This window comes from Nostoc cf. commune SO-36 (assembly GCF_023734775.1).
Lineage (GTDB): Bacteria > Cyanobacteriota > Cyanobacteriia > Cyanobacteriales > Nostocaceae > Nostoc > Nostoc commune_A.
The window spans coordinates 4,933,731-4,959,335 of the sequence record NZ_AP025732.1 but is presented as its reverse complement, the minus strand read 5'-3'; the positions used below and the strand labels follow the sequence as shown (position 1 = coordinate 4,959,335).

General features: G+C 41.3%; 20 protein-coding genes and 3 pseudogenes. 13 read left to right on the top strand and 10 right to left on the bottom strand.

Annotation, left to right across the window (positions count from 1 at the left end; genetic code table 11):
- Positions 1-148: 148 nt before the first annotated feature.
- Both ANSO36C_RS22465 and ANSO36C_RS22460 read left to right on the top strand, forming a co-directional pair.
- Positions 149-1,392, top strand: a protein-coding gene (locus ANSO36C_RS22465) for an ISAzo13 family transposase (RefSeq protein ID WP_251960412.1) whose coding sequence is annotated in 2 segments (ribosomal slippage) — positions 149-338 and positions 338-1,392 — 1,245 coding nt in all. Because the reading frame shifts where the segments join, the coding sequence is not laid out codon by codon here.
- Between the two features lie 136 nt (positions 1,393-1,528).
- Positions 1,529-1,810 (top strand): hypothetical protein, encoded by a 282-nt coding sequence (locus ANSO36C_RS22460; RefSeq protein WP_251956307.1) that lies wholly within the window; start codon positions 1,529-1,531, stop codon positions 1,808-1,810.
- A gap of 35 nt (positions 1,811-1,845) precedes the next feature.
- On the opposite strand, the gene ANSO36C_RS22455 is transcribed toward ANSO36C_RS22460, so the two are convergent.
- The 5 genes from ANSO36C_RS22455 to ahcY all read right to left on the bottom strand — a co-directional run bounded on the left by ANSO36C_RS22455 (position 1,846) and on the right by ahcY (position 4,765).
- Positions 1,846-2,175: a hypothetical protein gene (locus ANSO36C_RS22455; protein ID WP_251956306.1), complete on the bottom strand. Its 330-nt coding sequence runs from the start codon at positions 2,173-2,175 to the stop codon at positions 1,846-1,848.
- A gap of 52 nt (positions 2,176-2,227) precedes the next feature.
- On the bottom strand, positions 2,228-2,590 hold the full coding sequence (locus tag ANSO36C_RS22450; protein WP_251956305.1) for a hypothetical protein: 363 nt from the start codon (positions 2,588-2,590) through the stop codon (positions 2,228-2,230).
- Positions 2,591-2,615: 25 nt separating this feature from the next.
- On the bottom strand, positions 2,616-2,948 hold the full coding sequence (locus ANSO36C_RS22445; RefSeq protein ID WP_251956304.1) for a XisI protein: 333 nt from the start codon (positions 2,946-2,948) through the stop codon (positions 2,616-2,618).
- Positions 2,936-3,325, bottom strand: a complete 390-nt coding sequence (locus ANSO36C_RS22440) for a XisH family protein (protein WP_251956303.1) — start codon at positions 3,323-3,325, stop codon at positions 2,936-2,938. Before ANSO36C_RS22440 ends, ANSO36C_RS22445 begins: the two co-directional genes overlap by 13 nt.
- A gap of 162 nt (positions 3,326-3,487) precedes the next feature.
- Entirely contained in the window at positions 3,488-4,765 is a 1,278-nt protein-coding gene (gene ahcY, locus ANSO36C_RS22435; protein WP_251956302.1) for an adenosylhomocysteinase, read from the bottom strand.
- A 443-nt stretch (positions 4,766-5,208) separates the two neighbouring features.
- Here ahcY and ANSO36C_RS22430 point away from each other — a divergent pair, with 443 nt between their 5' ends.
- Positions 5,209-6,840 (top strand): mechanosensitive ion channel family protein, encoded by a 1,632-nt coding sequence (locus ANSO36C_RS22430; RefSeq protein ID WP_251960411.1) that lies wholly within the window; start codon positions 5,209-5,211, stop codon positions 6,838-6,840.
- 316 nt (positions 6,841-7,156) lie between these two features.
- A pseudogene (locus ANSO36C_RS22425) lies at positions 7,157-7,594 on the top strand (DUF6918 family protein).
- A 198-nt stretch (positions 7,595-7,792) separates the two neighbouring features.
- On the opposite strand, the gene modA reads toward ANSO36C_RS22425, so the two are convergent.
- Entirely contained in the window at positions 7,793-8,587 is a 795-nt protein-coding gene (gene modA / locus ANSO36C_RS22420; protein WP_251956301.1) for a molybdate ABC transporter substrate-binding protein, read from the bottom strand.
- Positions 8,588-8,667: 80 nt separating this feature from the next.
- Here modA and ANSO36C_RS22415 point away from each other — a divergent pair.
- The 6 genes and pseudogenes from ANSO36C_RS22415 to ANSO36C_RS22390 form a co-directional block, all read left to right on the top strand.
- Positions 8,668-8,754, top strand: a pseudogene (locus tag ANSO36C_RS22415) (TOBE domain-containing protein); the annotation flags it as partial.
- A gap of 1,000 nt (positions 8,755-9,754) precedes the next feature.
- Positions 9,755-11,602, top strand: a complete 1,848-nt coding sequence (locus ANSO36C_RS22410; protein WP_251956300.1) for a DEAD/DEAH box helicase — start codon at positions 9,755-9,757, stop codon at positions 11,600-11,602.
- On the top strand, positions 11,593-11,745 hold the full coding sequence (locus ANSO36C_RS22405; protein WP_251956299.1) for a hypothetical protein: 153 nt from the start codon (positions 11,593-11,595) through the stop codon (positions 11,743-11,745). The genes ANSO36C_RS22410 and ANSO36C_RS22405 overlap by 10 nt, the downstream gene beginning before the upstream one ends.
- The gene (locus ANSO36C_RS22400) at positions 11,693-13,273 is read left to right on the top strand and encodes a protein NO VEIN domain-containing protein (protein ID WP_251956298.1); all 1,581 of its coding nucleotides are present in this window, start codon (positions 11,693-11,695) and stop codon (positions 13,271-13,273) included. Before ANSO36C_RS22405 ends, ANSO36C_RS22400 begins: the two co-directional genes overlap by 53 nt.
- A 39-nt stretch (positions 13,274-13,312) precedes the next feature.
- Positions 13,313-13,591 (top strand): hypothetical protein, encoded by a 279-nt coding sequence (locus ANSO36C_RS22395; protein WP_251956297.1) that lies wholly within the window; start codon positions 13,313-13,315, stop codon positions 13,589-13,591.
- Complete coding sequence (locus ANSO36C_RS22390) at positions 13,591-13,977, top strand: type II toxin-antitoxin system VapC family toxin (RefSeq protein ID WP_251956296.1); 387 nt, start codon at positions 13,591-13,593, stop codon at positions 13,975-13,977. Before ANSO36C_RS22395 ends, ANSO36C_RS22390 begins: the two co-directional genes overlap by 1 nt.
- Before the next feature lie 61 nt (positions 13,978-14,038).
- Here ANSO36C_RS22390 and ANSO36C_RS22385 read toward each other — a convergent pair whose 3' ends face one another.
- Complete coding sequence (locus ANSO36C_RS22385; RefSeq protein WP_251956295.1) at positions 14,039-14,365, bottom strand: helix-turn-helix domain-containing protein; 327 nt, start codon at positions 14,363-14,365, stop codon at positions 14,039-14,041.
- A gap of 315 nt (positions 14,366-14,680) precedes the next feature.
- Between ANSO36C_RS22385 and ANSO36C_RS22380 the strand changes: the two genes are divergently transcribed.
- From ANSO36C_RS22380 to ANSO36C_RS22370, 3 genes are all read left to right on the top strand, one after another.
- Positions 14,681-15,739, top strand: coding sequence for a DUF1156 domain-containing protein (locus tag ANSO36C_RS22380; RefSeq protein ID WP_251956294.1), 1,059 nt, complete (start codon positions 14,681-14,683; stop codon positions 15,737-15,739).
- A 22-nt stretch (positions 15,740-15,761) separates the two neighbouring features.
- Entirely contained in the window at positions 15,762-17,198 is a 1,437-nt protein-coding gene (locus ANSO36C_RS22375) for a DUF1156 domain-containing protein (RefSeq protein ID WP_251956293.1), read from the top strand.
- A 127-nt stretch (positions 17,199-17,325) separates the two neighbouring features.
- Positions 17,326-20,652 (top strand): Swt1 family HEPN domain-containing protein, encoded by a 3,327-nt coding sequence (locus ANSO36C_RS22370; protein WP_251956292.1) that lies wholly within the window; start codon positions 17,326-17,328, stop codon positions 20,650-20,652.
- A 597-nt stretch (positions 20,653-21,249) separates the two neighbouring features.
- On the opposite strand, the pseudogene ANSO36C_RS22365 reads toward ANSO36C_RS22370, so the two are convergent.
- The 3 genes and pseudogenes from ANSO36C_RS22365 to psaC all read right to left on the bottom strand — a co-directional run bounded on the left by ANSO36C_RS22365 (position 21,250) and on the right by psaC (position 25,447).
- Positions 21,250-22,305, bottom strand: a pseudogene (locus ANSO36C_RS22365) (AIPR family protein).
- 576 nt (positions 22,306-22,881) lie between these two features.
- Positions 22,882-24,762 (bottom strand): glutamine--fructose-6-phosphate transaminase (isomerizing), encoded by a 1,881-nt coding sequence (gene glmS, locus ANSO36C_RS22360; RefSeq protein ID WP_251956291.1) that lies wholly within the window; start codon positions 24,760-24,762, stop codon positions 22,882-22,884.
- A 439-nt stretch (positions 24,763-25,201) separates the two neighbouring features.
- A complete protein-coding gene (gene psaC, locus ANSO36C_RS22355; protein WP_012411495.1) occupies positions 25,202-25,447 on the bottom strand; it encodes a photosystem I iron-sulfur center protein PsaC in 246 nt (81 codons plus the stop codon).
- Between the last annotated feature and the right edge of the window lie 158 nt (positions 25,448-25,605).

Below are 25,605 nucleotides of genomic sequence, written 5' to 3'. Positions count from 1 at the left end.
AATAGCAGTGTCATCTATACCCTAAATCTATTCGCCCGGTTATATTGAGCATTATTATGAAGTTAGAGAACTCCACAGAATAATTGATCCTATGATAAGAGAAAGATAAATTCAGTGTGCAGTCTAGCTCATGTATCCAAAATCTATCATTCAACTCACCGCGCACCTAAAATCTCTGTACATCAAAACAGCGAAAAAACTCAAGGGAAGTGACCGAAGACAATTCATGGCAGAAGTAGTCAAAGGTTTGGGAATAGGTGGACAAACTGTGGCGGAAAGGGAGTTGGGATGGAATAGGCGCACTATCCGTAAAGGGATGCAGGAGTTAGAGAGTGGTCAGCCTTTATTGATGGTTTCAGGCGTAGTGGACGCAAGCGGGCTGAAGCAAAATTATCAAACTTGTTGAGGGATATAAAATCGTTAGTAGACCCACAAAGTCAAACTGACCCCAGTTTTAAAAGTATACGTTTGTATACACGCATGACGGCAAGCGAAGTCCGTCGTCAACTAATTGAACAATTTGGTTACACAGAGGAAGAACTACCTTCATCAGAAACAATTCGACGAAAATTGAATGATTTAGGCTATACCTTAAAAAGAGTTCTGAAAACCAAGCCTATCAAGAAAATTCCCGAAACAGAAGCGATTTTTGAACAAGTTGAACAAATTAATAGTGAAGCTGACAATGACCCTCATACTCTGCGAATTTCCATTGATGCTAAGGTAGCAGTTAAGATTGGAGAATTTGACCGTGGGGGTAAAAATCGAATGCCAACCATCTCAGTAGACCACGACTTCCCGACGGAGATAACTCTGATTCCCTACGGCATTTTTATACCTGAATACAACGAGTTATTTTTATTCTTTGTTTCTTCCAAATTAACCGCTGATTGTATTGTTGATTTGCTTGAAAGCTGGTGGCAAACTGTCAAACACAGATTTGCTCATATTCAAAAACTGGTGATTAATCAGGATAATGGACCTGAAAATAATTCTCGCCGCACTCAATTTATGAAGCGGATTGTAGATTTTGGTACATCATCTCAACTGACGTTACAACTTACTTATTATCCGCCTTATCATAGCAAATATAACCCGATAGAACGTTGTTTTGGCTGGTTAGAACAGCATTGGAATGGTAGTTTACTTGACACTGTTGAGACTGTACTGAATTTCGCCCAAACTCTCACATTTAAGGGTAAAAATCCGGTGGTCACATTGGTAGAAACAGTTTATTCTACAGGAGTTAAACTTACTACCTCCGCTATGGCAGAAATTGAAACACAGATTCACCGCCTCCCCAATCTCAGAAAATGGTTTGTAGAAATTTTTGCTAACCCACATAGCTATTGGATCATTTTTTTTGTGGAGTTCTCTTATCAATATTTTTGAACTCGCGCAAAGACGCAAAAAAGCCTGATGATTTATAATCGCTTGGCGATACTCTTGACATCTAAAGTAGAATCTTAGTACGATATCATATCAATTAGATACTTGAAAGTAACTTCAATGCATTAGGATTAATAAAATGACAAGTCACCAAAATGATATTTTAGAACTCTACCAAATTTGTCTTAGAGAATTCATTAAACAAGATAACCTCGAATTAAGAAAACACATAGAAAATTTTATTGAAAATTTACTAAAAACATCAGTTATTAATTCTTATCAATATAAACACGCAATGATGCAACTAGAAAATCAAATAAATTATATCAATCAGTCAGAAAATATTGAAAAGCTCATATCCAGTAAACACAACCAAATAATATCTAGTAAAAAATTTCTAGATAAATTAGACAGCTTATAATTTATTTTGGATATGGAGATAATATTACGATTGCATTATTTTAAATGTGGGTTGTGTTTTTTTAAGTTTTCTTTAATTTCTTGTAATTTATCTTCCCTATCTTCTGTTTCAATAAATATTCTAAGTAAAAAAACATATTTGTCTTTATAATCTGGATGAGTTCCTTTCGAGCATATTACATTCTTACGTCCTGTAACCTTGCATTTAAGGGAATAAAGTTTATCCCAAACTTCCCAATGAACCCATACTTCTTTACCTACTTGTAAATCTGGAGGTTCAAAATCATATTTGGCTACGGTTATATAATCTGCCTCTGAGTTTTCAGGCAGAACATTAATTAAAAGTTCTATTTGACACTGAAACATAGATAGACTAACTCATTTCTGATTGTATAAATTATACTATTTTTGTTACCAATTACTTAAACATATAATTTAATATTTTTATAGCATCTTCTGTAAAAACTGTTTTATCAAAGTATTGCCATAGTAGCTTTAAACTGCCGCCCTGACATTTTAGCTCACAAATCTTATAAGCAGTATCACAATCAATTCCTACTGCCTCAAAAAGCTCAAATAGAGGATAGTTAAAATGCCAGGCTAATCGTTTCACCACAGCAAAGTCTTCCTCTGAAACAGGATAGTATGTTCTGTTAAATGATTGTAAAATATACTCATAAGATTCTCCACAAGCTATCAACTGTCCAAAATCACCAATTAACCCATCAGGTAAGTTTGTTCTTTCTAAAGTTATACGTATGTAATCGTTAAAATCAGACATGAAGTTTTTTGTTAAATTAATTAATCTAAACAGATGCAAAACCAGTAAACTGCCGGACATAAGGTGATCTAAAACCTAAAACAATATCTGTTGTCGGCACACCTAATTCTACTAATTGATTAGCTATTCCTTCTTCAGTAAAATCGCGCTGAATCCAAATTTTTTCATCTTTAATACTAAGATGAATTGGGCATCCATACACTCGTTCTTCATCATTCCATCCCACATATAATAATAAATAGCGATCGCGTTCTGTATCAAAAACAATTTCAGTATTTTCTAAATCTTCTTTTGGTTGTTCATTTACATATTTATAGATGATTTTTTTCACTAATTCCTGATAATTTAAGTTTTCCATAATACTACCTCCTGTTTTTGGACATGAAAAACTAATAACTTGATTTCATATCGTTCTAATACACTTTGAATAAAAGCATCCAGAAAAAATTCTTGGTAGATATCTTTAGCTATTGCCAAGTATAATACTCGCTCAGAGTCTTTTTGCTCCAAGGCTACTCTGTAGTTCAAAAATTGACCGACAGCTGTATGAAATTCTGAGATTGCTGATATCCCAATAAAACTTTTTACCTCCACTGCTATTTTTTGCTCATCTTTCTCAGCTGAAATTAACTTTTGCGCTCCCATGTCTATTTTAATTCTAATTTGTTCAGTGAGTTGAAAGAACAAGGGATCGTGTGTAATTTTCCAGCCATCTTTTTCTAAGGCTACTTTCACAGTCTTATGAAAAATAATAATCTAAGTTCTAATATTACCTAATCCTTAAGTAAGCTATTGCACTTTGTGTCTACTTTACGGGAATACTTTCAGGGAATGTGGGAACATAAAAAAGGGATAAGCCCAAAAGCCTATCCCTCAAAAAATCAACTAATCAATGTATCAAGTTCCACTTGTCCAAGAATTGATGTACTCAATTTGATCTGCTGTCAAACTATCAATGGTGATACCAATAGCTTGCAACTTCAATCGAGCAATTTCTTGATCGACTTCAACAGGAATTGAGTGCAAACCAGGGGCTAACTTACCCTTATTCTTCACCAGGAATTCACAAGCCAAAGCTTGGTTTGCAAAACTCATATCCATTACTGCGCTGGGGTGTCCTTCAGCCGCAGCTAGGTTAATCAAGCGTCCTTGTCCGAGAACGACAACTGATTTACCATTTTTCAACTTATATTCTTCGGTGAAAGGACGAACTTCTTTGACTTCCTTAGCTTGTGCGGCCAAGTATTTCAAATCAAGTTCTAAGTCAAAGTGACCGGAGTTACAAACGATCGCACCGTCTTTCATGACATCGAAGTGTTCACCACGAATGACGTGCTTGTTACCAGTCACAGTGATAAAGATATCACCTTCAGGTGCAGCTTTAGCCATTGGCAGGACACGGAAGCCATCCATTACGGCTTCAATTGCTTTGATGGGGTCGATTTCGGTGACGATGACGTTAGCACCCATCCCACGGGCGCGGAGGGCTGTACCTTTACCACACCAGCCATAACCGACGACGACAACGTTCTTCCCAGCCAACAAAATATTTGTGGCGCGGATAATGCCATCTAGGGTTGATTGCCCAGTACCATAGCGATTATCAAAGAAGTGCTTGGTATCAGCGTCATTGACGTTGACTGCGGGGAAGGTGAGAACGCCTTCTCTAAACATGGCGCGTAAACGCACGATGCCGGTGGTGGTTTCTTCGGTGCTACCAATCAAATCAGCGATTTGGTGTTGGCGTTCTTGTATCAGAGTTGCAACCACATCGCTACCGTCATCAACAATAATGTTGGGGCGATGATCTAAAGCTATTTGAACGTGGCGGTTATAGGTTTCGTTATCTTCGCCTTTTTGAGCAAAGACGGGAATTTCATGATCGAGGACGAGGCTAGCGGCTACGTCATCTTGAGTTGATAAGGGATTGCTAGCAATTAAAAGCGCATCTGCACCACCGGCTTTCAGAGCGATCGCTAAGTGTGCTGTTTCTGTTGTAATGTGGGCACAAGCTACAAGGCGTAAACCAGCGAATGGCTTTTCGATCGCAAAGCGATCGCGGATTTGCTTCAAAACTGGCATTTCGCGTCCAGCCCATTCAATGCGCTGTCTACCCAAGGCAGCTAGGCCGAGGTCTTTAACCTCGTGCTTTAATCGGGGAGAAGTTGCGGTCATCAAAAGTTACCTCAAAAAATTAAGAAAGCTACGTAAATTTTACGCACTCTACTAGGTTATTCTACTACTGGCGATTTTTGCTTGTAAAAAAGCAAATCACTAGTCAATAGTCCTCAAAACTAGCTTGACGTTTGATCAGCATAATGTCAACTTCATCCCCGGTTCTTTCTTTTTGTTTTATCTTTGGAAAAAGTCAGACCTTTTAATCTTTACCTGCTGACTTTAAGTACATCGTCATCTATCTAAAGATATAAAGCAAATAAAAAAACATCAAAATTTTATCATCTCAAAGCAAAACCTCAACTTTAGATAGGTACATCTACCCAAAGTAATTACGCAGCATAGTTAAAGTAATGATTAATAGATTTTACTCAAGGAGGTGTTTTATAGTGCGCTTTAAATTTTTGGCGTTGGCTTTGCCCGCCGTAGGCATCGCTAGTTCAATGGCCATAACTGTTGTATCTGTGCCAAAAGCCACAGCCCAAATTCCTTTGTTACCGCAGCTGCTACCATCTCCCAGCAGTGTGAATAATGATGCAAATAATCGACTTGTTACAGGCTGGATTTATTTAGATGGTCGTCAGTTATTTCAGATAGCGGCATCAAGAAGCAACTTCCCTGAGCGTTCAGAAGATATCCAAAAGAAGTTGGAGAAAATTGCCCAAAATTACTTTCAATTACCAGCAAAAACAGCAGTCAAGGTAGAAGTTCGCAAAGTAAACGACTTACCAGTAATTTATATCAACGGTCAATACCTGATGACCATTACTTCTGATGATGCTGGATTGCGAGAAGTAGATATGTTCACATCAGCAAATCAAATCGCCGAATCGTTGCAAGAAGACTTGCAAGAAGCAAAGCAAGAAAGACAAACTCAGTTTTTAATCGACCAAGGTAAAATTGCTGCTGGCATCGGACTAGCAATGATTGTGATGAGTTGGGGGGTATATGGCTGGCAAAGGCGTTCCAAAAACCATGCATTATACTCCCTTGCCTCCCAATCCCCCACAGGGCCATTAAACTCACCAATTTCACCAACAGCAGCTCAACCAATTACAAGCCAACTGAATCAACAGCAACATCGAAATATCCAAGAAGTCAAAAGACGATTGTTTCAGCTAACTCAAGCCGGAATTTGGGGAGGTGGAAGTTTCTTTATCTTGGGTCTATTTCCTTACACACGACCATTTCAGGTAATTATTCTCACAGCTGCCCAATTTCCTTTGCGATTAGGTGTTGTGTTCCTAGTAACTTACGTAGCCATCCGTCTCATCTACGCCCTCATTGACCGCTTTACCACCACTTTGATTAGCAGTGGTGCTTTATTGACTCCAGAAAGTTCTGAACGTCTAAGACTGCGAGTTTCTACATTTTCTGGTGTGACTAAAAGCATCGCTACTGGTATCTGCATAGGAGTAGGCTTTTTGCTAGCGCTAGTGTCATTGGGGATAGATATCGTTCCCTTGCTAGCGGGTGCGAGTTTAGTTGGCGTTGCAGTGTCTCTGGCCTCGCAAAACTTAATTAAAGATGCGATTAATGGTTTCTTGATCATTCTAGAAGACCAGTATGCTTTAGGCGATGTGATTACTGTGGGAGACGTGGGAGGCTTAGTAGAAAATCTGAATCTGCGGATGACCCAACTGCGGGATTCGGAAGGACGCTTGATCACGATTCCTAATAGTGAAATTAAAGTTGTTGCCAATCTTTCTAGCCGTTGGTCACGAGCCGATTTAACGATTCCCATTGCCTACCAAGCTGATATTGAAAAGGCTTTGACGTTGATTGAAAGTATTGGCTTTGAGATGGATAAAGATCCGCAATGGGAGCGTCAAATTTTGGAAGTACCGCAAGTTTTGGGAATAGATCAATTTGGCGATCGCGGTTTGATTATTCGTGTATGGATTAAAACACAGCCCCTGAAACAATGGGATGTAGCACGAGAGTTTCGCCGTCGTCTGAAAGTTGCCCTAGACCAAGCCGGAATTTCCATCTCTGTGCCTCAACAAGCAATTTGGGTCAATGATGAGCAATTGTTAAATTTCCAGAGTAATGGCAGTAATGGCAAAGCTAATTAGAAATTTGGATTCATTACCGCTTTTTTCAGTTGATTAGGGACTTGCAAAAAATAAATCGCAAGGCCTTCGTTGGTGACAACTTAAGGTAAAACTCCTTTCAAATCTCGTTTCCAGCCGTAGGCTGGAAATGCTCATCATAGCGACTCTTATGATTACCCAACAAACTATTGACACAAATAGACTTATGTGTATAAAAGGCTGATATCCACAACATCCTCTAAACTCTGATACCATTTTGTGTAATTTCCTGCTTGCTAAAAAAATTAGTTGAATAGAAATTAAGTACTTAGATAAAGTTTAGAAAAGGAAGAGTGAAATGGGACTGAGCGACGGACTTTTGAATCCGACCAAAAAGGCTATGGTCATAGAGGACTGTTGCAACATGATTGAAGTACAGCTTGCATCGAAGTCAGGCATGAGTGGTATTGCTTTGAAAACTGCCTTCGCCGCCCTGAAAGGGGTGAAGCCAGGGTATATCCCGTATGTAGTTGAGCAGATTTTGCCGCAGTGCTTCACAGCACTTGATCCCATGTGGAGTGAAGGCATGGAGAAAGGCGACCCAATTGGATACCTAAGTGCAAATCGCTCTCATACGGCAGACGCGCTACTGGGCGTTACCGATGCGAGAGTCAAGAACGCAAAGCGCTAAATCGTGCGAGGAACCTATGAAAAACTTCGCGGTTCAGCCAAAAAGCACGTAGAAGAGGCAGTGCCAGATTTAGCCAAAGTAATCAATAATTACACTAAGGCTTGAGCCAGAAGAGAAGAATCACAATAAACGTATGCCACCGTTCGATGCGTCGGTGGCTGGCATACGGGGCAGATATTAAATTGGGGAAAGTGCGTGGACGCAAAGCGTCTTGTCGCTAGACATCGCCTCAAAACTTCACCAACTCCAAATCAAGTCCCGCCGATCAGATAGCTCCTTCTTTTAACTGTTCTCTGAGATTGATTAATTTACGAGAAACCCATATTTTTTGAGTATAGTTTTGGCTTGACTGCCAGATAAAAACTGGACAAATTCTTTAGCAGCAGAAGCATTTTTACTACTCTTGAGTACAGCCACTGGATAAACAATCGGTGAGTGAAACTTATCATCAGCAGCGACTACAATTTTTACCTTGTTAGAAATTTTGGCATCAGTGGCATAAACTAAACCCGCTTCGGCGTTACCACTTTCTACAGCTGCCAAAACTTGACGCACATTGTTAGCAAAGACCAATTTTGATTTGACTCGATCATAAAGCTTCAATTTCTTTAAAACTTGCTCCCCATATTGACCAGCAGGTACACTTCTGGGTTCACCGATCGCAATTTTTTTAATCTTACTATCTGTTAAATTGTAGAAGCTAGTGATGCCAACAACATCCTGAGCCACAATCAAGACTAGACGGTTATTTGCTAGGTTAGTACGGCTACCTGGTAGCAACAGTCCTTTTTCTTGCAAAGCATCCACTTGTTTTTTGCCAGCAGAAATAAAGATATCCGCTGGCGCACCTTGTTCAATCTGTTGCTGCAAGGCACCGGAAGCCCCAAAGTTATAATTAATATTGATATCTGATTTACTTTGTTGGTACAAAGGCTTAATTTCTTCCAGCGCTTCTTTTAAGCTGGCAGCTGCGGACACGAGTATGCTGGTGTTTGACTGTGCTATTACACGAGAAGGAGTCACTAACGGTAAACCAATTGTTAGCAGCAAGCCAACAACCGCTATACCCAGGAAGCCTAAAATTTGTCTTCTTTTCATAGAAAAGGCGTTTGAAAGGTTTCTTCCATAAAATTGATGCTAGGTAAAATAGTACCAAAGATACCAACATATAACCAACTATATCGGTAGAGGAGTTGGATTTATCTGAGGGAAAAGAAGCTTATGCCGTTATCAAGTCCAACGATATAGTTATTGTCAGGGAATAGACTGTGGCGATATTCCTAAACAATTGCTTTGGCGATCGCTACGCAAAATAAATTTATCGAACAGAATTCAGGAGTCAGGAGTCAGAATTCAGAATGAATTCTGTATGACTGGCGGATAGCGCAGCGTATACCCTTCGGGATGCTTCGCTTAGAGCGAGTACTCGATAGCGTAGCGTTAGCGAGTATTTTCGAGTCGCGTCTGAATAATCGGAGTTTTTGCACCCCCACCAAATTGAAAATTTGGTGGTGCAACAATTCAGTCGCGGGTCTGAATCCCCGACTGATTTATTCTGATTCCTGAATTCTGACTTCTGAATTCTTCTTCAAATTGCTACTAATAGGGACGCAAAGTTGTGCGCCCCTACAAATTTACAAATAATTTGGGATAATTTTTTGTGGAAGTCCCTTACAAGCGGTGTTCGCACTCGTCGGTTTACTCTGGTATATTGCTTTTACTCAAATGGCTACATACCAAAGGAAGCGATCGCACGGCAAATAAATCTGTAGACATATAAAAAAGTTGTACAATTTCAGCGTCTACAAGTATTATTGTATCGTTAGGCACTTAGGCTTTTTGAAAAAATAAAGTTGTACAATTTCATCATGCTATTATCTAAAAACAAATAAAAAAGTTGTATAATTTTGCAAACGTTTTCCTTGTAAGGATTTGGAAATATTTGCTCCAAGATTTAATGGCGATGCCTACGGCGGGCTGCGCCTACGAATTCCAAGTACAAAGCTAAATCAACAGCTTGAGTTTCGAGGGATGCGATCGCACTCTATTTCACTTTACTTGTAGCCATTAGCATGGAGCGATCGCTTAAATCATCTCTCAACTAAGCAACGCCATTTTCTAAGCAACATCAAGCTACCACAGCCAAAAACAGTAAATATACTAGCTACTAACCAGCCTAGTGTCTCTTATGGTCATAAGAAGCAATGTCCGGTCAAAAAACACTACATTGCTACTGACATCTGCCAAAAGGGAAAACACCGCAATATGGTTAGACTTGAGGATTTGACAAAAGGCACGCAAGTACAAGGTATCCTGCCAAACAGTATTGTCGCCATCGTTGATGCTCAGTGGCATGGCTCTGATGTTGTGGAATTAACATACAAAGATGCTAGCGGCACGCTAGGGAATGAGTTAGTCTTTCGAGATAGAGAACCGACTCTGGAAATAATCACCTCTGGTGGTGCTTGGAGTTTTACTGCTGATGGGGCTAATTTTCGTCTGGCATCAGAAGCGCACCGCATCCGTCTAGCTTATCTGTTCGACCCCTTGCTAGCTGTTCACACCTCTCTAGTCGAACCCTTACCCCACCAAATTACCGCCGTTTACGGGGAAATGTTGACTCGTCAACCTCTGCGTTTTCTCTTAGCAGATGATCCAGGTGCAGGTAAAACTATTATGGCGGGGTTGCTGATGCGGGAATTGCTCATCCGAGGTGATTTGCATCGTTGCCTTGTGATTTGTCCCGGCAGTTTAGCCCCACAGTGGCAAGATGAATTGTCGCAAAAGTTTCATTTACGCTTTGAAATTCTCACCAACGATCGCATTGAATCAGCAGTGACTGGAAATGCTTTTGCTGAAATGCCGTTGGTGATTGTGCGACTAGACAAACTCAGCCGTAATCAAGATTTACAAGCAAAGCTAGCGCAGACAGACTGGGATTTGGTTGTTTGTGACGAAGCTCATAAAATGTCAGCTTCATTTTTTGGTGGTGAAATTAAAGAGACGAAACGCTACAAACTTGGTAAGTTACTCTCAACTTTAACTAGGCATTTTTTATTAATGTCAGCAACGCCACATAACGGCAAAGAGGAAGACTTCCAGTTGTTTATGGCGTTATTGGATGGAGACAGATTTGAAGGACGCTTCCGCGATGGTGTTCATGTAGCAGATACTTCTGACTTAATGCGGCGATTGGTTAAAGAAGATTTGCTGAAATTTGATGGAAAACCGCTATTTCCAGAACGCCAAGCTAGCACTATAGAATATGAACTATCGGATTTAGAAGCGGTACTTTATAAGCGAGTCACTGAGTACGTCCGCGAGGAATTTAATCGTGCCGATGCTTTAGAAAATGAAGGACGCAAAGGTAATGTTGGCTTTGCTTTGACTATTTTGCAACGTCGGCTTGCTTCTTCCCCAGAAGCTATCTATCAATCGCTGCTACGCCGTCGAGAAAGGTTGCAAAAACGGCTGAGGCAAGAAGAAGTTTTGAGGCGGGGAAGTAATGCAACCATCATTGAATTTAAGCAAGTTCTGGATCTGGAAGACTTAGAAGATGATTTAGAGGATATTCCTGGTGAAGAACGAGAAGCAACAGAACAGGAAGTAGTTGACCTAGCTACAGCATCACGGACGATCGCAGAATTACAAACAGAAATTAAGCTTTTAGAAGAATTAGAGCAACTGGCACTACGAGTGCGACGTAGTGGTAAAGATAAAAAATGGGAAGAACTCTCGAATCTGTTGCAAAATGATGCCGAAATGTTCAACGCCCAAGGACATCGGCGCAAGCTCGTGATTTTTACCGAGTACCGGGACACATTAAATTATTTGACAGATCGGATTCGGACGCTACTTGGACGTAATGAAGCTGTAGTAAATATACATGGCGCAATGGGACGCGAAGAACGCCGCAAAGCGCAGGAGGCGTTTACCCAAGATATTGAAGTACAAGTCTTAATAGCTACGGATGCTGCGGGTGAAGGGATTAACTTGCAAAGGGCGCACCTTATGGTTAATTACGATTTGCCTTGGAATCCTAACCGCCTAGAACAGCGTTTTGGGCGAATTCACCGGATTGGGCAGACGGAGGTATGTCACTTATGGAATTAGTGGCAAAAGGCACTCGTGAAGGCGATGTCTATTTGGCGTTATTGAAAAAGATAGAGGCAGAGCAAAAGGCACTGGGGGGTCAAGTATTTGATGTATTGGGAAAAAGCGATCGCAGGGACGGAATTACGAGAATTATTAATTGAAGCAATTCGCTATGGCGATCAACCAGAGGTGCGAGACAGACTCAACCAAGTCGTACATGATAAACTCGACCAACAGCGACTACGCGAACTTTTAGAAGAACGAGCTTTGGCACGAGATTCGATGGATATCGCCAAAGTGCAGCAAATTCGAGAAGAAATGGAAAGGGCAGAGGCGCGACGGTTGCAACCTCATTTTATTGCTTCTTTCTTCCTCGAAGCATTTACCCAATTAGGTGGAACATTGCGTCAACGAGAACCCCAGCGTTACGAAATCAGTCATGTTCCAGCAGTTATTCGCAATCGAGGGCGGCAAATTGGTGTAGGAGAACCGTTGCTGCTACGTTACGAACGTGTCTGCTTTGAAAAAGATTTAATCAGCATTTCTGGTAAACCCTTAGCTGCTTTCATCTGTTCTGGACATTCTCTACTGGATGCCACAATTGATCTGACTTTGGAACGACACCGGGATTTGTTGAAACAAGGCACTATTTTAGTTGATGAAAATGATTCCAGCGAAGGAACCCGCGCCTTAGTTTATCTAGAACACTCCATACAAGATGCGCGGACAAATCTAAATGGCTCTAGGCGTTTAGTATCGCGGCGGATGCAATATGTAGAAATCAATGCAGAAGGCAATACCTGCAATGCAGGTTACGCGCCTTACCTGAATTACCGTCCGCTAACAGACGAGGAAAAGGGTGTTGTGGAAAAAGTTTTAGAAGAATCTTGGTTGCGAGAAGATTTAGAAGCAAAAGCTAAGAGTTATGCGATCGCTCACCTTGTTCCCCAACATCTTCAAGAACTCAAGCAACGGAAAGAGGAACTAATTGCTAAGACGATGACGGCAGTAAAAGATAGATTAAGCAAGGAGATTAATTACTGGGATCATCGGGCAGAAGAACTGAAAATCCAAGAGGAAGCTGGCAAGCCTAATGCCAAAATTAACTCAGGTAAAGCACGTCAACGAGCTGATGATTTGCAAGCACGGTTAATGCAACGTTTGGAGGAATTAGAGCAAGAACGTAGATTATCGCCATTACCGCCTGTGGTGGTTGGGGGTGCGTTGGTAGTTTCAGTAGGCTTGCTGCAACGAATGCAAGGCAAACAACAGGTAACAACGGCGATGTTTGCCAAGGAGACGGAACGAGTAGAAAAGGCAGCAATGACGGCTGTGATCGAAGTAGAACGCAATTTAGGGTATGAACCCACGGATGTGAGTTATCAGAAGTGCGGCTATGATATTGAGTCGCGTATTCCAGAAACGGGACAGTTGCGATTTATTGAAGTGAAAGGGAGAATTACAGGTGCTAAAACTGTGACAGTGACAAAGAATGAAATTATTACCGCTCTAAACAAGCCAGACAATTTTATTTTGGCATTAGTGCAAGTGCCTTTAGCAGAAGATATGGAAGGTAATTGTTCTATTCACTACTTACACCGTCCGTTCCATAAAGAGCCAGATTTTGCCGTGACAAGTGTTAATTATGATTGGCTGGAGTTGTGGCAACAGGGAACTGAGCCAAATTAAAATAATTATATTGCTGGTAATCAATAGAGCATAAGCAAAATGTCACCAAAAACTTTTGATATTGCTGACTTATCTGATAATTTAGCTGATTTATTGTTAGATATCCAAAATCATGTTGAAGTTACCCTAACTCATCAGGGTGTCCCTTTGGCAAAAGTTTTGCCTTTGACTCAACCTGAGCCTACAGTTACTAAAGCTGATTTAAATGATGCCTTAAAGCCAAGAATTGCGGGTTTTTGGCAGGGACAAGTTAAAATTGCTGATGATTTTGATGAGACTTCAGAAGAAGTAATTGCAGCATTTTATGGGGATGAGTAGTGAGCTTTTTATTAGATACTCATATTTTGTTGTGGTTTTTAGAAAATGATTCTAAATTGTCAGATCGGGTACCAGAGGTAATTATTAATCCTGAAAATTTAATTTTCGTCAGTGTGATTAGTGCTTGGGAAATTTCAATTAAACAGTCTTTAGGAAAGTTAATTGCTCCTGGGAATTTGGAAGAGGCTTTGCGCTTCAGTCGGTTTGAGATTTTGTCTATGACATTGGCACATGGAATAAAGGTTGCTGATTTGCCTCTACACCATAAAGATCCTTTTGATAGGATGTTAATTGCTCAAGCTTTGGTAGAAGGTTTAACAATAATTACAGTAGACCAAAAGTTTAAATTTTATGATGTGCCATTATTCTCTGATGATTTTGGGTAGCTCAAATATGCCAAAATTTCAGAACTCTAGCTTTCTCTAGAATAAATGCTACAGGGTTAATTCATTTGCTGATCGTTTTTTGGTGCGATCGCTTTCCTTTGGGTGCTACAAAGCGAATCTTGACATCGTAACCTGCACCCCTAGCGAGTTTTGCTAGGGTTTCAATTTTAGGAACCTGTTTCCCAGATTCAATCCGAGCCAGTTGTGGCTGTTTAATGCCAACCAACTTAGCAAAATCCCGTTGATTTAAGCTGCTAGCCTTCCTTAAAGCAATAACTTGTTTTGCATACTGGAATTCTGACTCCAAGGCATCGTATTCAGCCTTTACCTCTGAATCTGCTAAAACCTCATCACGGATAGAATCCCAAGAAATTGTGTTAGAATTCATCGTTTTTTACCCTTCTTGGATTTATTACCTTCTGGAGAAGAAGCTTTCTCGTAAAGATAATGTGCAATTGTTCAATTATTAAAACTATATATTTTTAGGCATTTTTAAGTAATTTTACTCGACTTAGACTGTATCACAATGACTATAATTGCCAGACGAAGCTCTGTAACTAAGTTAAGTAAGCAGTAATCAACAAAGGCTAATTGCCCACTAAATTATTTGATGCAATGATTCCGTTAGCCCACTCATTCGGAATGTTTTGCGCTGCTTGCTGGTAGAAATACAGACTTCGATTATACCAGTCTGGCCAAATGAATGACCTACCGCAAGAAGCTAATCGAAGTCGCGTTACCACTAGAAGCAATTAACAAAGAATCTGCCAGAGAAAAATCAATTAGGCATGGACACCCTTCGACGCTACATTTATGGTGGGCGCGGCGGCCGCTAGCAACTTGTCGGGCAGTTTTGTTTTCGTCTTTGGTAGATGACCCCTCAAGTCATCCTGATAAATTTCCTACAAAAGAGGCGCAGGATACAGAGAGAAAACGCCTGTTTGAAATTATTGAGCAATTAGTGAAGTGGGAAAATATCAATAATCAGGAAGTTTTAGACGCAGCTAAAGCAGAAATTCTCAAATCAACAAATAACAATCCGCCGCCTGTCCTAGACCCATTTTGCGGTGGGGGTTCGATACCTTTGGAAGCGCAAAGATTGGGTTTGGAGGCACATGGTAGTGATATTAATCCGGTGGCGGTTTTGATTACCAAAGCTTTGATTGAAATTCCGCCAAAGTTTGCAAATCAGCCTCCGGTTAACCCTGATTCTCACAAAAACTCTTTAGCTACTAAAAAATGGTTTGGGGCGCAGGGATTAGCTGAAGATGTTCGCTATTACGGGCAATGGATGCGAGATGAAGCTTTTAAGCAAATTGGGCATCTTTACCCAAAAGTGAATGTACCGCAGGAGTATGGTGGTGGTGAGGCAACGGTTATTGCTTGGTTGTGGGCAAGAACAGTGAAATGTCCTAACCCTGCTTGTGGCGCAAAAATACCGTTGGTGCGTTCTTTTGTGCTTTCGACAAAGAAGGGAAAAGAAGCTTGGGTAGAACCAATTGTTGATAGGGAACAGCAACCGCCTGTTGTGTCTTTTCAAGTCAAGACTGGCAAAGGGAAAGTACCAGAACCTCCAAAGATTGGACGCGGTGCAAAGTTTTGTTGTTTAGTATGTAATCAAATAGCCAGTGAAGAAAAGATTCGGGCAGAGTTTCGTGCTAAACGCAATGATGCTCAACTAATGGTAATTGTTGCAGAAGGAAATAAAGGACGTATTTATTTACCTCCTAATGAACAGCATATATCTGTAGCCCTTATGTAGTCTAGTTACCTGGAAGCCAAGTATGGATCAAGCAATCCATGCATTCACTAAACAAGCACTTCCAATGGTATGGGATTATGCAGAATCCAATATATTTAATAGTGCAGCAGGCGATTACAATACTACAATTAACACAATAGTTCGTGCGCTTAAAAATTTAGTTGCTGAAGGGGTTGGCAACGTTAAACAAATAGATGCGACTACAACAGATATTTTAAGCTATGCAAAATCAATTGTTGTCTGTACAGACCCACCTTACTATGACAATATTAGCTATGCTGACCTATCGGATTTTTTCTATGTCTGGCTACGTCGTTCTTTAAGCTCTATTTATCCTGATCTTTTTCATACTATTGCTGTTCCAAAAGAAAAAGAACTAGTTGCTACTCCCTATCGCTTTGGTGGCAATAAAGAAAAAGCTAAAAAGTTTTTTGAAGAGGGATTAAATAAAGCTTTTACACTAATGCGTGAGGCAGTACATCCTGATTATCCATTTTCAGTTTTTTACGCATTTAAACAAACAGAGTCAGAAGATACTGATGAAGGAGGAGTAAATTCTGCTGTCGCTTCAACTGGATGGGAAACCATGCTAGAAGGTTTAATACAAGCAGGTTTTAGCATCACTGCTACTATGCCTATGCGTACAGAATTAAGCAATCGTACAGTAGCTAGCGGCACTAATGCTCTCGCCTCATCCATCGTACTTGTCTGCCGCCCTCGCCCACAAACCGCTCCATTTAGTACCCGCCGCCAATTCGTCAATACCCTCAAACGCGAACTCCCTGACGCACTACAAAAACTCCAACAAGGAAACATCGCTCCGGTAGACTTGGCACAAGCTAGCATTGGCCCTGGGATGGCAATTTACTCCCGCTACAACAAAGTCTTGGAATCAGATGGCACACCAATGCCTGTTCGCACTGCCCTACAATTGATTAACCAAACCCTAGACGAATTCCTGGTCGAACAAGAAGGAGAATTTGATGCAGAAACCCGTTTTGCGTTGATTTGGTATGAACAGCACACCTTTACTGAAGGGTTATTTGGCGATGCCGAAACCCTATCCAAAGCTAAGAATACAGCAGTACAAGGCTTAGTAGACGCTGGCATCCTCACTGCCAAAGCAGGTAAAGTGCGACTATTGCGCCGCGACGAATTAGCCAAAAATTGGAATCCCCAAACCGATAATCGCCTCACCGTCTGGGAAGCAACACAACACATGATTCGGGAATTGCAAGACGGTGCTGGAAATCAAGGTGCTGCAAATTTGCTATCTCAACTGGGAACCATAGGAGAAGCAGCAAGGGAATTAGCTTATCGGCTGTATAACATTTGCGACAGAAAAGGCTGGGCTGCTGAAGGTGTCGCTTACAACAGCTTAGTGATTTCCTGGCCAGAAATATCTCGCCTCGCTGCTGAAACCGAAGAATCGACTCCCTTGCAAATGGCTTTACTTTAATTACTTTCGACTTTCGTTATTAGCTTCAGCCCATTAATACATTCTGGGTGGCTCTAACGCCCAGAGTAGATGTAGCTATTGTGAGGCAGCAGCCCTGAGTTAAAAGAAAAACTAGTATAAAAAATCTATGTCCGTAAGTAACCGCGAACGAGTTGGCAGGGTGCTAGACCTTTTGAGAGACGGCTTATATCCTTTTGTGGAAAGGGAAATGCGTTCCGTTTATGGCGATAAGTGGGTAGTTGCCGCTACACCTTTTGTTCCAGAAGACCACAGCTTAAGACGTAATGTTCAGCAAATTCTCAAGCAGGACGAATCAGCACTGCTGAAACTCATGTCTAATCAGTGGCGTGAGGTGTTCAAAAAGACTCTGGGCAATGCTGAAAGAAGCTTGGTTGTCGAATTAATTGACACGCGCAACTCTTGGGCGCACAACAAGCCACTCTCTACAGATGATGCCTATCGCGCTCTTGATAGCGTATCGCGGTTACTTTCTGCCTTTTCCGCACCAGAAGCAGATGAAGTTGATAAACAAAAACAAGAACTTTTGCGGTTGCGCTTTACAGAACAAGCCCGTCGTGAAACTCGTCGTGCTACTCTCCAACCTCTAGAAGGCAATCCTGTAGGCGGTTTAAAACCTTGGCGGGAAATTGTCACGCCTCACCCAGATGTTGCCTCTGGTAGCTACCAACAAGCAGAATTTGCTGCTGACCTTTGGCAAGTTTATTTAGATGAAGGTTCCGACGAATACCGCATACCTACAGAGTTTTTTAGTCGTACTTTTCTCACCGAAGGGCTAAAGCAACTGCTCACAAATGCCTTGTTACGTCTTTCTAGCAATCAAGGCGACCCCGTTATCGAACTCCAAACTAACTTTGGTGGCGGCAAAACCCACGCGATGCTGGCACTATACCACCTGTTCATGGGAGTTCCAGCATCCAAGTTACCCGGATTGGAACCAGTGCTGGAAGCGGCAAATGTTTTACCTCCGCCAAAAGTTAACACAGCAGTGCTGGTAGGAAATAAAATTTCTCCCGGTCAGCCTCAACCTAAAAAAGATGGCACAGTTGTCCGCACACTCTGGGGCGAATTAGCTTGGCAACTGGGCGGTAGGGAAGCCTACGATATGATTCGAGAAGCAGATGAAACTTCAACGAACCCTGGCGATACCCTCCGGCTGCTGTTTAACCGCTATGCACCCTGCCTGATTTTAATTGATGAATGGGTAGCTTATGCGCGACAGCTTCACGAAGTAAACGACCTTCCGGGGGGCAGCTTTGACACTCACTTTACCTTTGCCCAGACTTTGAGTGAGTCGGCAAAAAACGCTAACCAAACTCTGTTGGTCGTGAGTATTCCTGCATCTGATAATGAAATTGGAGGCGATCGCGGTAAAGCAGCCTTAAGTAGACTCAAAAATGCTATTGGCAGAGTTGAATCTCCTTGGCGACCAGCAAGTGCCGATGAAAGCTTTGAAATTGTGCGGCGGCGGCTGTTTCAACCCATCACGGAAGAAAATGGCTTTATTGCCCGTGATGCCATCATCCGTGCCTTTGCAGAAATGTACCAAAATCAATCTCAGGAATTTCCTAGTGAATGCCGAGAAGCTAGTTATAAACGGCGGCTAGAAAATGCCTATCCTATCCATCCAGAACTGTTTGACCGGCTTTATAATGACTGGTCAACTCTCGACAAATTCCAACGCACGCGGGGTGTGCTGCGACTGATGGCAAAGGTGATTCATTCACTTTGGGAAGGACAGGACAAGAGTTTGTTAATCATGCCTGCGAGCGTCCCAATGGATGACGGACAGGTACAAACAGAATTGACTCGCTACCTGGAAGATAACTGGGTGCCAGTTATTGAAAAAGATGTAGATGGATATAATTCTCTCCCATTGGCGTGCGATCGCCAAAATCCGAACTTAGGACGTTACTCTGCCTGTCGCCGCGTCGCTCGGACGATTTACCTTGGTTCTGCTCCCACTCTGAGAGCAGCCAATCGCGGTGTAGAAGATCATCGGATCAAGTTGGGGTGTGTTCAACCAGGGGAAAGTGCAGCAACTTTTGGCGATGCTTTGCGCCGACTTACCGACCAGTCCACACATCTTTATGTCGATAACACTCGTTACTGGTTCTCAACTCAGCCTAGTGTCACCAGACTTGCGCAAGACCGAGCCGAGCAAATCCAACAGGATCAGGATAAAGTTTGGGATGAAATCATTCTCCGCTTAAAGGCTGACAAGCAGCGCGGCGAGTTTGCTGGAGTACATATTGCTCCCGGCTCCTCGGCAGATGTTCCTGATGAAATGGCTGTAAGGCTGGTTGTCATGGGGCCACAGCACCCCCATAAAAATAAGGAAAGCGAAACCCAAGCCCGCACCAGAGCCGAAGAAATACTGAACCAAAAAGGAGCCAGTCCTCGGTATTGCAAAAATATGTTGCTGTTCCTGGCACCAGATAAGGCAAAACTGGAGCTATTAGAACAATCTGTTTGCCAGTACCTCGCCTGGAATTCGATTATTCGGGATAAAGAAGCTTTAAACTTAGATGTTTTTCAAAGCAATCAGGCGACGACCAAACAACAGCAAACCGACAAAGATGTAAAAAGTTTAATTCAGGAAGCTTACATCTGGCTGTTAGTGCCGATGCAACCCGACCCCCAAGGAGAGATTGAATGGCAAGAAATTCGATTGCAAAAGCAAGACTCTCCTATTGTGCAAGCAAGTCGCAAAGCAGTTCATGAAGAACATTTGATTTCTAACTATGCCGCTAGTCGTCTGCGTCTAGAAGCCCTCGACCCATACCTTTGGCGCGATGTAAACCACCTCGACCTTAAGAAGTTGTGGGAGTACTTAGCATACTACCTTTACCTGCCACGCATCAAAAATCAACAAGTGCTATTAGAAGCGATCGCAGAAGGAGTTGCAGCATTACTGTGGAATGAAAACTTTGCTTATGCCACAGGCTGGGATGAATCCAAAGGACGTTATCTTGGTTTGAAAGCAGCTGAACACATTACTGTAACCCTTAGCAGTCAAAATCTGATAGTTAAGCCAGAAGTAGCGCAACGCCAGTTTGAGGCAGATGCTGCTGCTAAACCTGTAACTCCAACAGCAGTTAAAGAAAAAACAGGAAGCTATAACACTGACAAGGAAAAAACTATTGACACTGTAGTAACAGAAAATGGCTCCTCTGATAGCCAAGTAATTGTCATAGTTCCACCAAAACGTTTCTATGGTTCAGTCAAATTGGACGCATTGCGGCTAAGACGTGACATAGGACAGATAGCAGACGAGGTTATTCAACACCTTAGTAGTTTGGTAGATGCTGAAGTAGAAATTACCTTGGAACTTCAGGTCACTGTCCCAGAAGGAGTCCCAGAGAACGTGATTCGCACAGTCAGCGAGAATTGTCGGGTTCTCAAATTTAGTAATCAGGGATTTGAACAAGAATAAAGTTGAGGTACATAAACTCGTCCTCTGTCCAAAGATTGCGATCGCCTTTTGTTAAAGTACCAACTCGAATTACTGGGATTCCTACAGTATTGTCCTCAGTTTAAAATTTTTTCCACAATTTCCTGGCATTTTGTGACATTTCTGAAGATATTTGCCGGATAGCAAGTTGGAAATAGGTTGCTACTTTCACTCATAATACTTCCCAAAAACTTTGAGGTCATAGATTGAATATCATCAGTCTGTACTGGCGTTAAATTAGATGATATGCTAAAAAAATTATCTGGTAAGGCTTTGTAAACCAAGTGTAGTATGAGACGATTACTGTGAGTAGCAAATAACTTTTCTCTTCCATCTCGTTATTTTTGTACTTCTGATAATTTATTCTCTACCACTCTAGGACTTACGCACTGTACAAATTAATCATGGTATGAATTCACGAAAATAGGTCGTTTCCGGCTTTGATTAATTATTCTTTGATGGTACATAAACCCCCGCTATGCAGGGCACAGCAGTGCTGTGCCCCTACGACAGCTCTGGTTTTTCAAAAATGCATATTTTGTATTTTGTGTCAAAGCGTAAGTCCTACACTCTTAAGATTTAAACTAATTTCCAAAGGTTAGAACCATTTACTGATCTATTAAAGAGAGTTTTGTATGGAGGTTTTTCTATATCTTCCCATAAAACACCAATTTTATCTTTAACTCGCGTGGCGAAAGAAACCTCATTCTGTTTGCACGCTCGACTAATCGTAGCTTCATTTAAATCAAAACCTTTTTCTCCATCTGGGATTGATTCACCTGACTTATAAGTATAAATAATTCCTTCTAAGTGAAGTTCATTTTTTATTCTTTGTTGCTCTGGATCGAGAGCTACAAATTCTCGACGATCAATTCGGTTCTGAGTATTGTTGAATCGAGTAATTTCTGTAGCAAATTATTCAGGACAATTTTCTAAGGAGATAAAACGAATAAGAACTCTTGCCTTTTCAACTTGCTCAGGAGAATTTTGATATGCTCTTGCTATCGATCCAACAGTCTGAGCGCCATTAACTACTTTGACATCTTTACATTCAAATATGCCCGTGTCTCTTCCACTACCGCCAAGCGGTTTTTTTCCAATACTAGAACACAAAGCTGTTATGCCATTGTTATAATACCAAAATTTTTCCGGTTCTTTTTTTAGTGTATTGATAATACCTTCATTAACTTCACTATCTTTTACAAAAAGCCTAATATTTGAAGAGAACAATTTAGGAGAATGTTTAGTCCACCAATCAGCTACTTCCCTAGCAGACACTTGCCCATAATATGATTGATAGGGTTCTTTTGTTTGTCCCCACTCAAACAGGCAAACATCTAAATTTATAGGATTGCCAGATGCTCCTTGAGATATAATATTATATATATTTGCCTGGTTAAAAACTCTCATACTAACAATATCTGATGAATCGTTCATCTCACCTAATAGATCATCCAATTCTCTTTTTGGTTCATCTGCTAAGGGAGTTTGACCTGAATAGACAAGAATTATTTCAAATCTTGTTCCTGCGTCATTCAGCGCTTCTTCAATATCTTGAGTTTTATTATTAAATTTTGAGTTAAATCTGTCATATCTAGCATTTACCAAGTCTTTAAAACCTCTAGTAAATTTCATTACCTCATCTGTTTTAACACTACCTTTACTGTCTTGTTTCCATTTCGACTGTAATACATACATTATTTTTTCTCGCCTGTCAAAATAAAGCGAATCTATTCCATTATCCTGTCCACCATCAACTATCGATTTTGATGCTTCTTGAGGTGAGATATCAGCTAAAACCATCAAAGTAAATGCAGCTAGACTTCTTGTTAAGAAAATTAACTCTCTGTCTGTTTCAGATTTATTTTGATAATCTGACAAGTCAATCAAATTATTAAATGTTTTTTGAAGGTATGACTTTATTTGACGTAAGTGGATTTCACTCATAATGTTGGTAGATGTAATTAACTTGAATCTTATCGGCTCACATTCTTACAGGTTTGTCTGTAGTATAAAGACGTTGTAAAAATATACATTCGACTTTTTGCGATCGCATTTGGATAATTTCACCCTTTACTGCAAATCCAGCGAATACTTACTTAAGTATTAATAAATATATTATACTTGTAATCATTGCCATAAAAATGGCTTCTGCAAGCGATAGAACTTCTTCAGAAGCCATTATACTTTAAGTTTGAGTATAAAATTATACTATTCTACAGTGACACTTTTAGCCAGATTGCGAGGCTGATCGACATCCAAACCGCGACGGGCGGCAATATGATAAGCCAATAATTGCAAAGGAACTACTGTCAAAATCGGAGAAAGTAATTCTTCTACATGAGAGACGGGAAGAAGATCGTTAAAGATTTCCGCAGCTTCGCCATCCTTGACGGGAGTAACACCAATTAACCGAGAATCTCTAGCTTTGGCTTCTTGAGCATTAGAAATAACTTTTTCGTACACACTACCAGGTATTGCGATCGCAACTACTGGTACTTTCGCATCTAAAAGTGCGATCGGGCCATGTTTCATCTCTCCAGCCGGATACCCTTCGGCGTGAATGTAGCTGATTTCTTTTAATTTCAAAGCCCCTTCCAAAGCAATAGGAAAGTTAATTCCCCTTCCCACAAAAATGAAATCTTTGGTTTCAGCAAATTCATGGGCTAGCTGTTCGGTTAAACGTTCCTGAGTTTCTAAAGTTGCCTCAATTTCTTTGGGAATCTGCCGCAACCCATTAATAATTTTCTCCAATGTGTCTTTTGAAACTGTCTGACGACGAGCCGCTAAATCCAATGCCAAAGCATAAAACGCCATCAGTTGGGCGGTAAAAGTTTTTGTCGCCGCCACCCCAATTTCAATTCCTGCTAGGGTACTGATGACATGCGGTACCATATCACCAAGGCTACTTTCGGGGCGATTGGTAATGCCCAGTAGTCGCCCTTGATATTGGGGTTCTTTCCCCTGGCGACGTTCTTTTTCCATTGCCAAAGCTGCTAGAGTATCAGCCGTTTCACCTGATTGGGTAACGCCAATGATCAATGTGTTAGCTGTCACAGGTGATGGTGCATAGCGATATTCAGAAGCATAATGTACCTGAGTTGAAATTCCTGCTAGTTGTTCGATTAAATATTTTCCGATTAATGCTGCGTGCCAACTCGTACCACAGGCGACGATCTGAATTTGTTCTAAATTGTTGTATAAATCCGCAGGTAAACCAAGATTGATCGGCGATTCGCTAGATTCTCCAAAATTATTAAAGTAAGCGTCTAAACTAGCTCTTACTACCCCTGGTTGCTCATGGATTTCTTTGAGCATGAAGTGTTTGAATCCCTGCTTTTCTACCATTGCAGGATTGAAGTTGAGCAGCCGGGGTTGTTTTTTCAACCTGTCGCCAGCAAAATTGTAAATCTCAACGCCCAAAGGTGTAAGGCGGGCAATTTCGCCATTTTCTAAAGGTAGCACTGCACGGGTGTAAGCAACGATCGCAGGCGTGTCAGATGCACAAAAGAACTCCCCTTGTCCAAAACCAATTACCAAAGGTGCTTGTTGACGAACAACAATCAATTCATCGGGGTAGTCAGCAGAAATAACTGCGATCGCAAATGCTCCTCTTAGGTGGTTAACAGCTTGGCGAATCGCTTCTAAAAAGGGAGATGAGGAAGATGAGGGAGGAATCTTTAAAAATTCGGCTATTAAATGGGGAATGACTTCAGTATCGGTTTCAGAAAGAAACTCGTGTCCTTTTCCTTTGAGTTCCTCGCGTAACTCGCGGTAGTTTTCGATAATGCCATTTTGCACCACCGCCACTCGCTTTGCCGTATCCAAATGGGGATGGGCGTTGTACTCTTCTGGTTTACCATGAGTTGCCCAGCGTGTATGACCAATACCAATTTGGGCAGGAGATTCTATCTGTTCTAGTTTAGAACGCAGGTTATGGAGTTTTCCCTTTGCCCGCACACAATTTACTTCACCTTCCCAAATAGTGGCGATTCCAGCAGAATCATAGCCCCTGTACTCTAGTTTTTCCAGCCCAGCCAGTAAAATGTCTGTCGCTGCTTGAGTGCCTATATATCCGACAATTCCGCACATTGTTCACACCACTTTTTTTCAGGATGATTAAATCCAGTATAGTGTTTAGCACAAACTCGACGTTTTGCAAAGAAAAAAGGGAGTAATTTACTCCCTCTACCACTAGTATTGTTATAGATTTTAAGGTTTTACAGGAGATTCCCCGTCAGGTCAAAAGCTGACGGTACAAATACAGCTTCTAGGATTTAGATACCCAGAGTTTATATCCCCAATCTAAAATTACGATTTCGTAAAGCGGGCATTGCCCACTTTTAGGATGCTAAAGGTGCTTGCTATTAAGACACTTAAAAGTCTTGAGTGCCGAGTTCCGAGTTCTGAGTGAAGAATCAAGAAATTGTTTTTTTGATTTACTTCTTTCTATCTCAGCACTCAGTACTCGGCAAGAAGTTTGAGTAGCGGCAGCCGCCAATCAAATCTTCAATGACTCGGCACGAGCCTTTTAATAAGCTAGACCCATACTGCGAGTTGTTTCAGCGCCCAGGTAAACCCGGATGCTCAAAAAGTCGGTGGGACAAGCGGTTTCGCAACGCTTACAGCCCACGCAGTCTTCTGTACGGGGTGAAGAGGCAATTTGAGCAGCTTTACAGCCATCCCAAGGAACCATCTCAAGTACATCAGTAGGGCAAGCGCGGACGCATTGGGTGCAGCCAATGCAGGTGTCGTAGATTTTTACGGTATGAGACATTGAAAAAACGGCTCCTTTCGAGTGTTCTTCTCTGCGAAAGAATCATAATCAACGCATAGTCTACCGCAGTGATTGATAGGCCGTAATCAAAAGGCTACATAACTTCAAACAATGTAATAAGGACTCTCGATATTTCCTTTTACGAGATTATCCCATTG

Bases quoted from the DNA above. Each gene is read 5' to 3' on its own strand.
- ANSO36C_RS22380 (WP_251956294.1), top strand. From the start codon at position 14,681: ATGACCTACCGCAAGAAGCTAATCGAAGTCGCGTTACCACTAGAAGCA.
- ANSO36C_RS22375 (WP_251956293.1), top strand. From the start codon at position 15,762: ATGGATCAAGCAATCCATGCATTCACTAAACAAGCACTTCCAATGGTA.
- psaC (WP_012411495.1), bottom strand. From the start codon at position 25,447: ATGTCTCATACCGTAAAAATCTACGACACCTGCATTGGCTGCACCCAA.
- ANSO36C_RS22430 (WP_251960411.1), top strand. From the start codon at position 5,209: ATGGCCATAACTGTTGTATCTGTGCCAAAAGCCACAGCCCAAATTCCT.
- ANSO36C_RS22400 (WP_251956298.1), top strand. From the start codon at position 11,693: ATGTATTGGGAAAAAGCGATCGCAGGGACGGAATTACGAGAATTATTA.
- ANSO36C_RS22455 (WP_251956306.1), bottom strand. From the start codon at position 2,175: ATGTTTCAGTGTCAAATAGAACTTTTAATTAATGTTCTGCCTGAAAAC.
- ANSO36C_RS22460 (WP_251956307.1), top strand. From the start codon at position 1,529: ATGACAAGTCACCAAAATGATATTTTAGAACTCTACCAAATTTGTCTT.
- modA (WP_251956301.1), bottom strand. From the start codon at position 8,587: ATGAAAAGAAGACAAATTTTAGGCTTCCTGGGTATAGCGGTTGTTGGC.
- ahcY (WP_251956302.1), bottom strand. From the start codon at position 4,765: ATGACCGCAACTTCTCCCCGATTAAAGCACGAGGTTAAAGACCTCGGC.
- ANSO36C_RS22370 (WP_251956292.1), top strand. From the start codon at position 17,326: ATGTCCGTAAGTAACCGCGAACGAGTTGGCAGGGTGCTAGACCTTTTG.
- ANSO36C_RS22450 (WP_251956305.1), bottom strand. From the start codon at position 2,590: ATGTCTGATTTTAACGATTACATACGTATAACTTTAGAAAGAACAAAC.
- ANSO36C_RS22410 (WP_251956300.1), top strand. From the start codon at position 9,755: ATGGTTAGACTTGAGGATTTGACAAAAGGCACGCAAGTACAAGGTATC.
- ANSO36C_RS22395 (WP_251956297.1), top strand. From the start codon at position 13,313: ATGTCACCAAAAACTTTTGATATTGCTGACTTATCTGATAATTTAGCT.
- ANSO36C_RS22405 (WP_251956299.1), top strand. From the start codon at position 11,593: ATGGAATTAGTGGCAAAAGGCACTCGTGAAGGCGATGTCTATTTGGCG.
- ANSO36C_RS22445 (WP_251956304.1), bottom strand. From the start codon at position 2,948: ATGGAAAACTTAAATTATCAGGAATTAGTGAAAAAAATCATCTATAAA.
- ANSO36C_RS22385 (WP_251956295.1), bottom strand. From the start codon at position 14,365: ATGAATTCTAACACAATTTCTTGGGATTCTATCCGTGATGAGGTTTTA.
- glmS (WP_251956291.1), bottom strand. From the start codon at position 24,762: ATGTGCGGAATTGTCGGATATATAGGCACTCAAGCAGCGACAGACATT.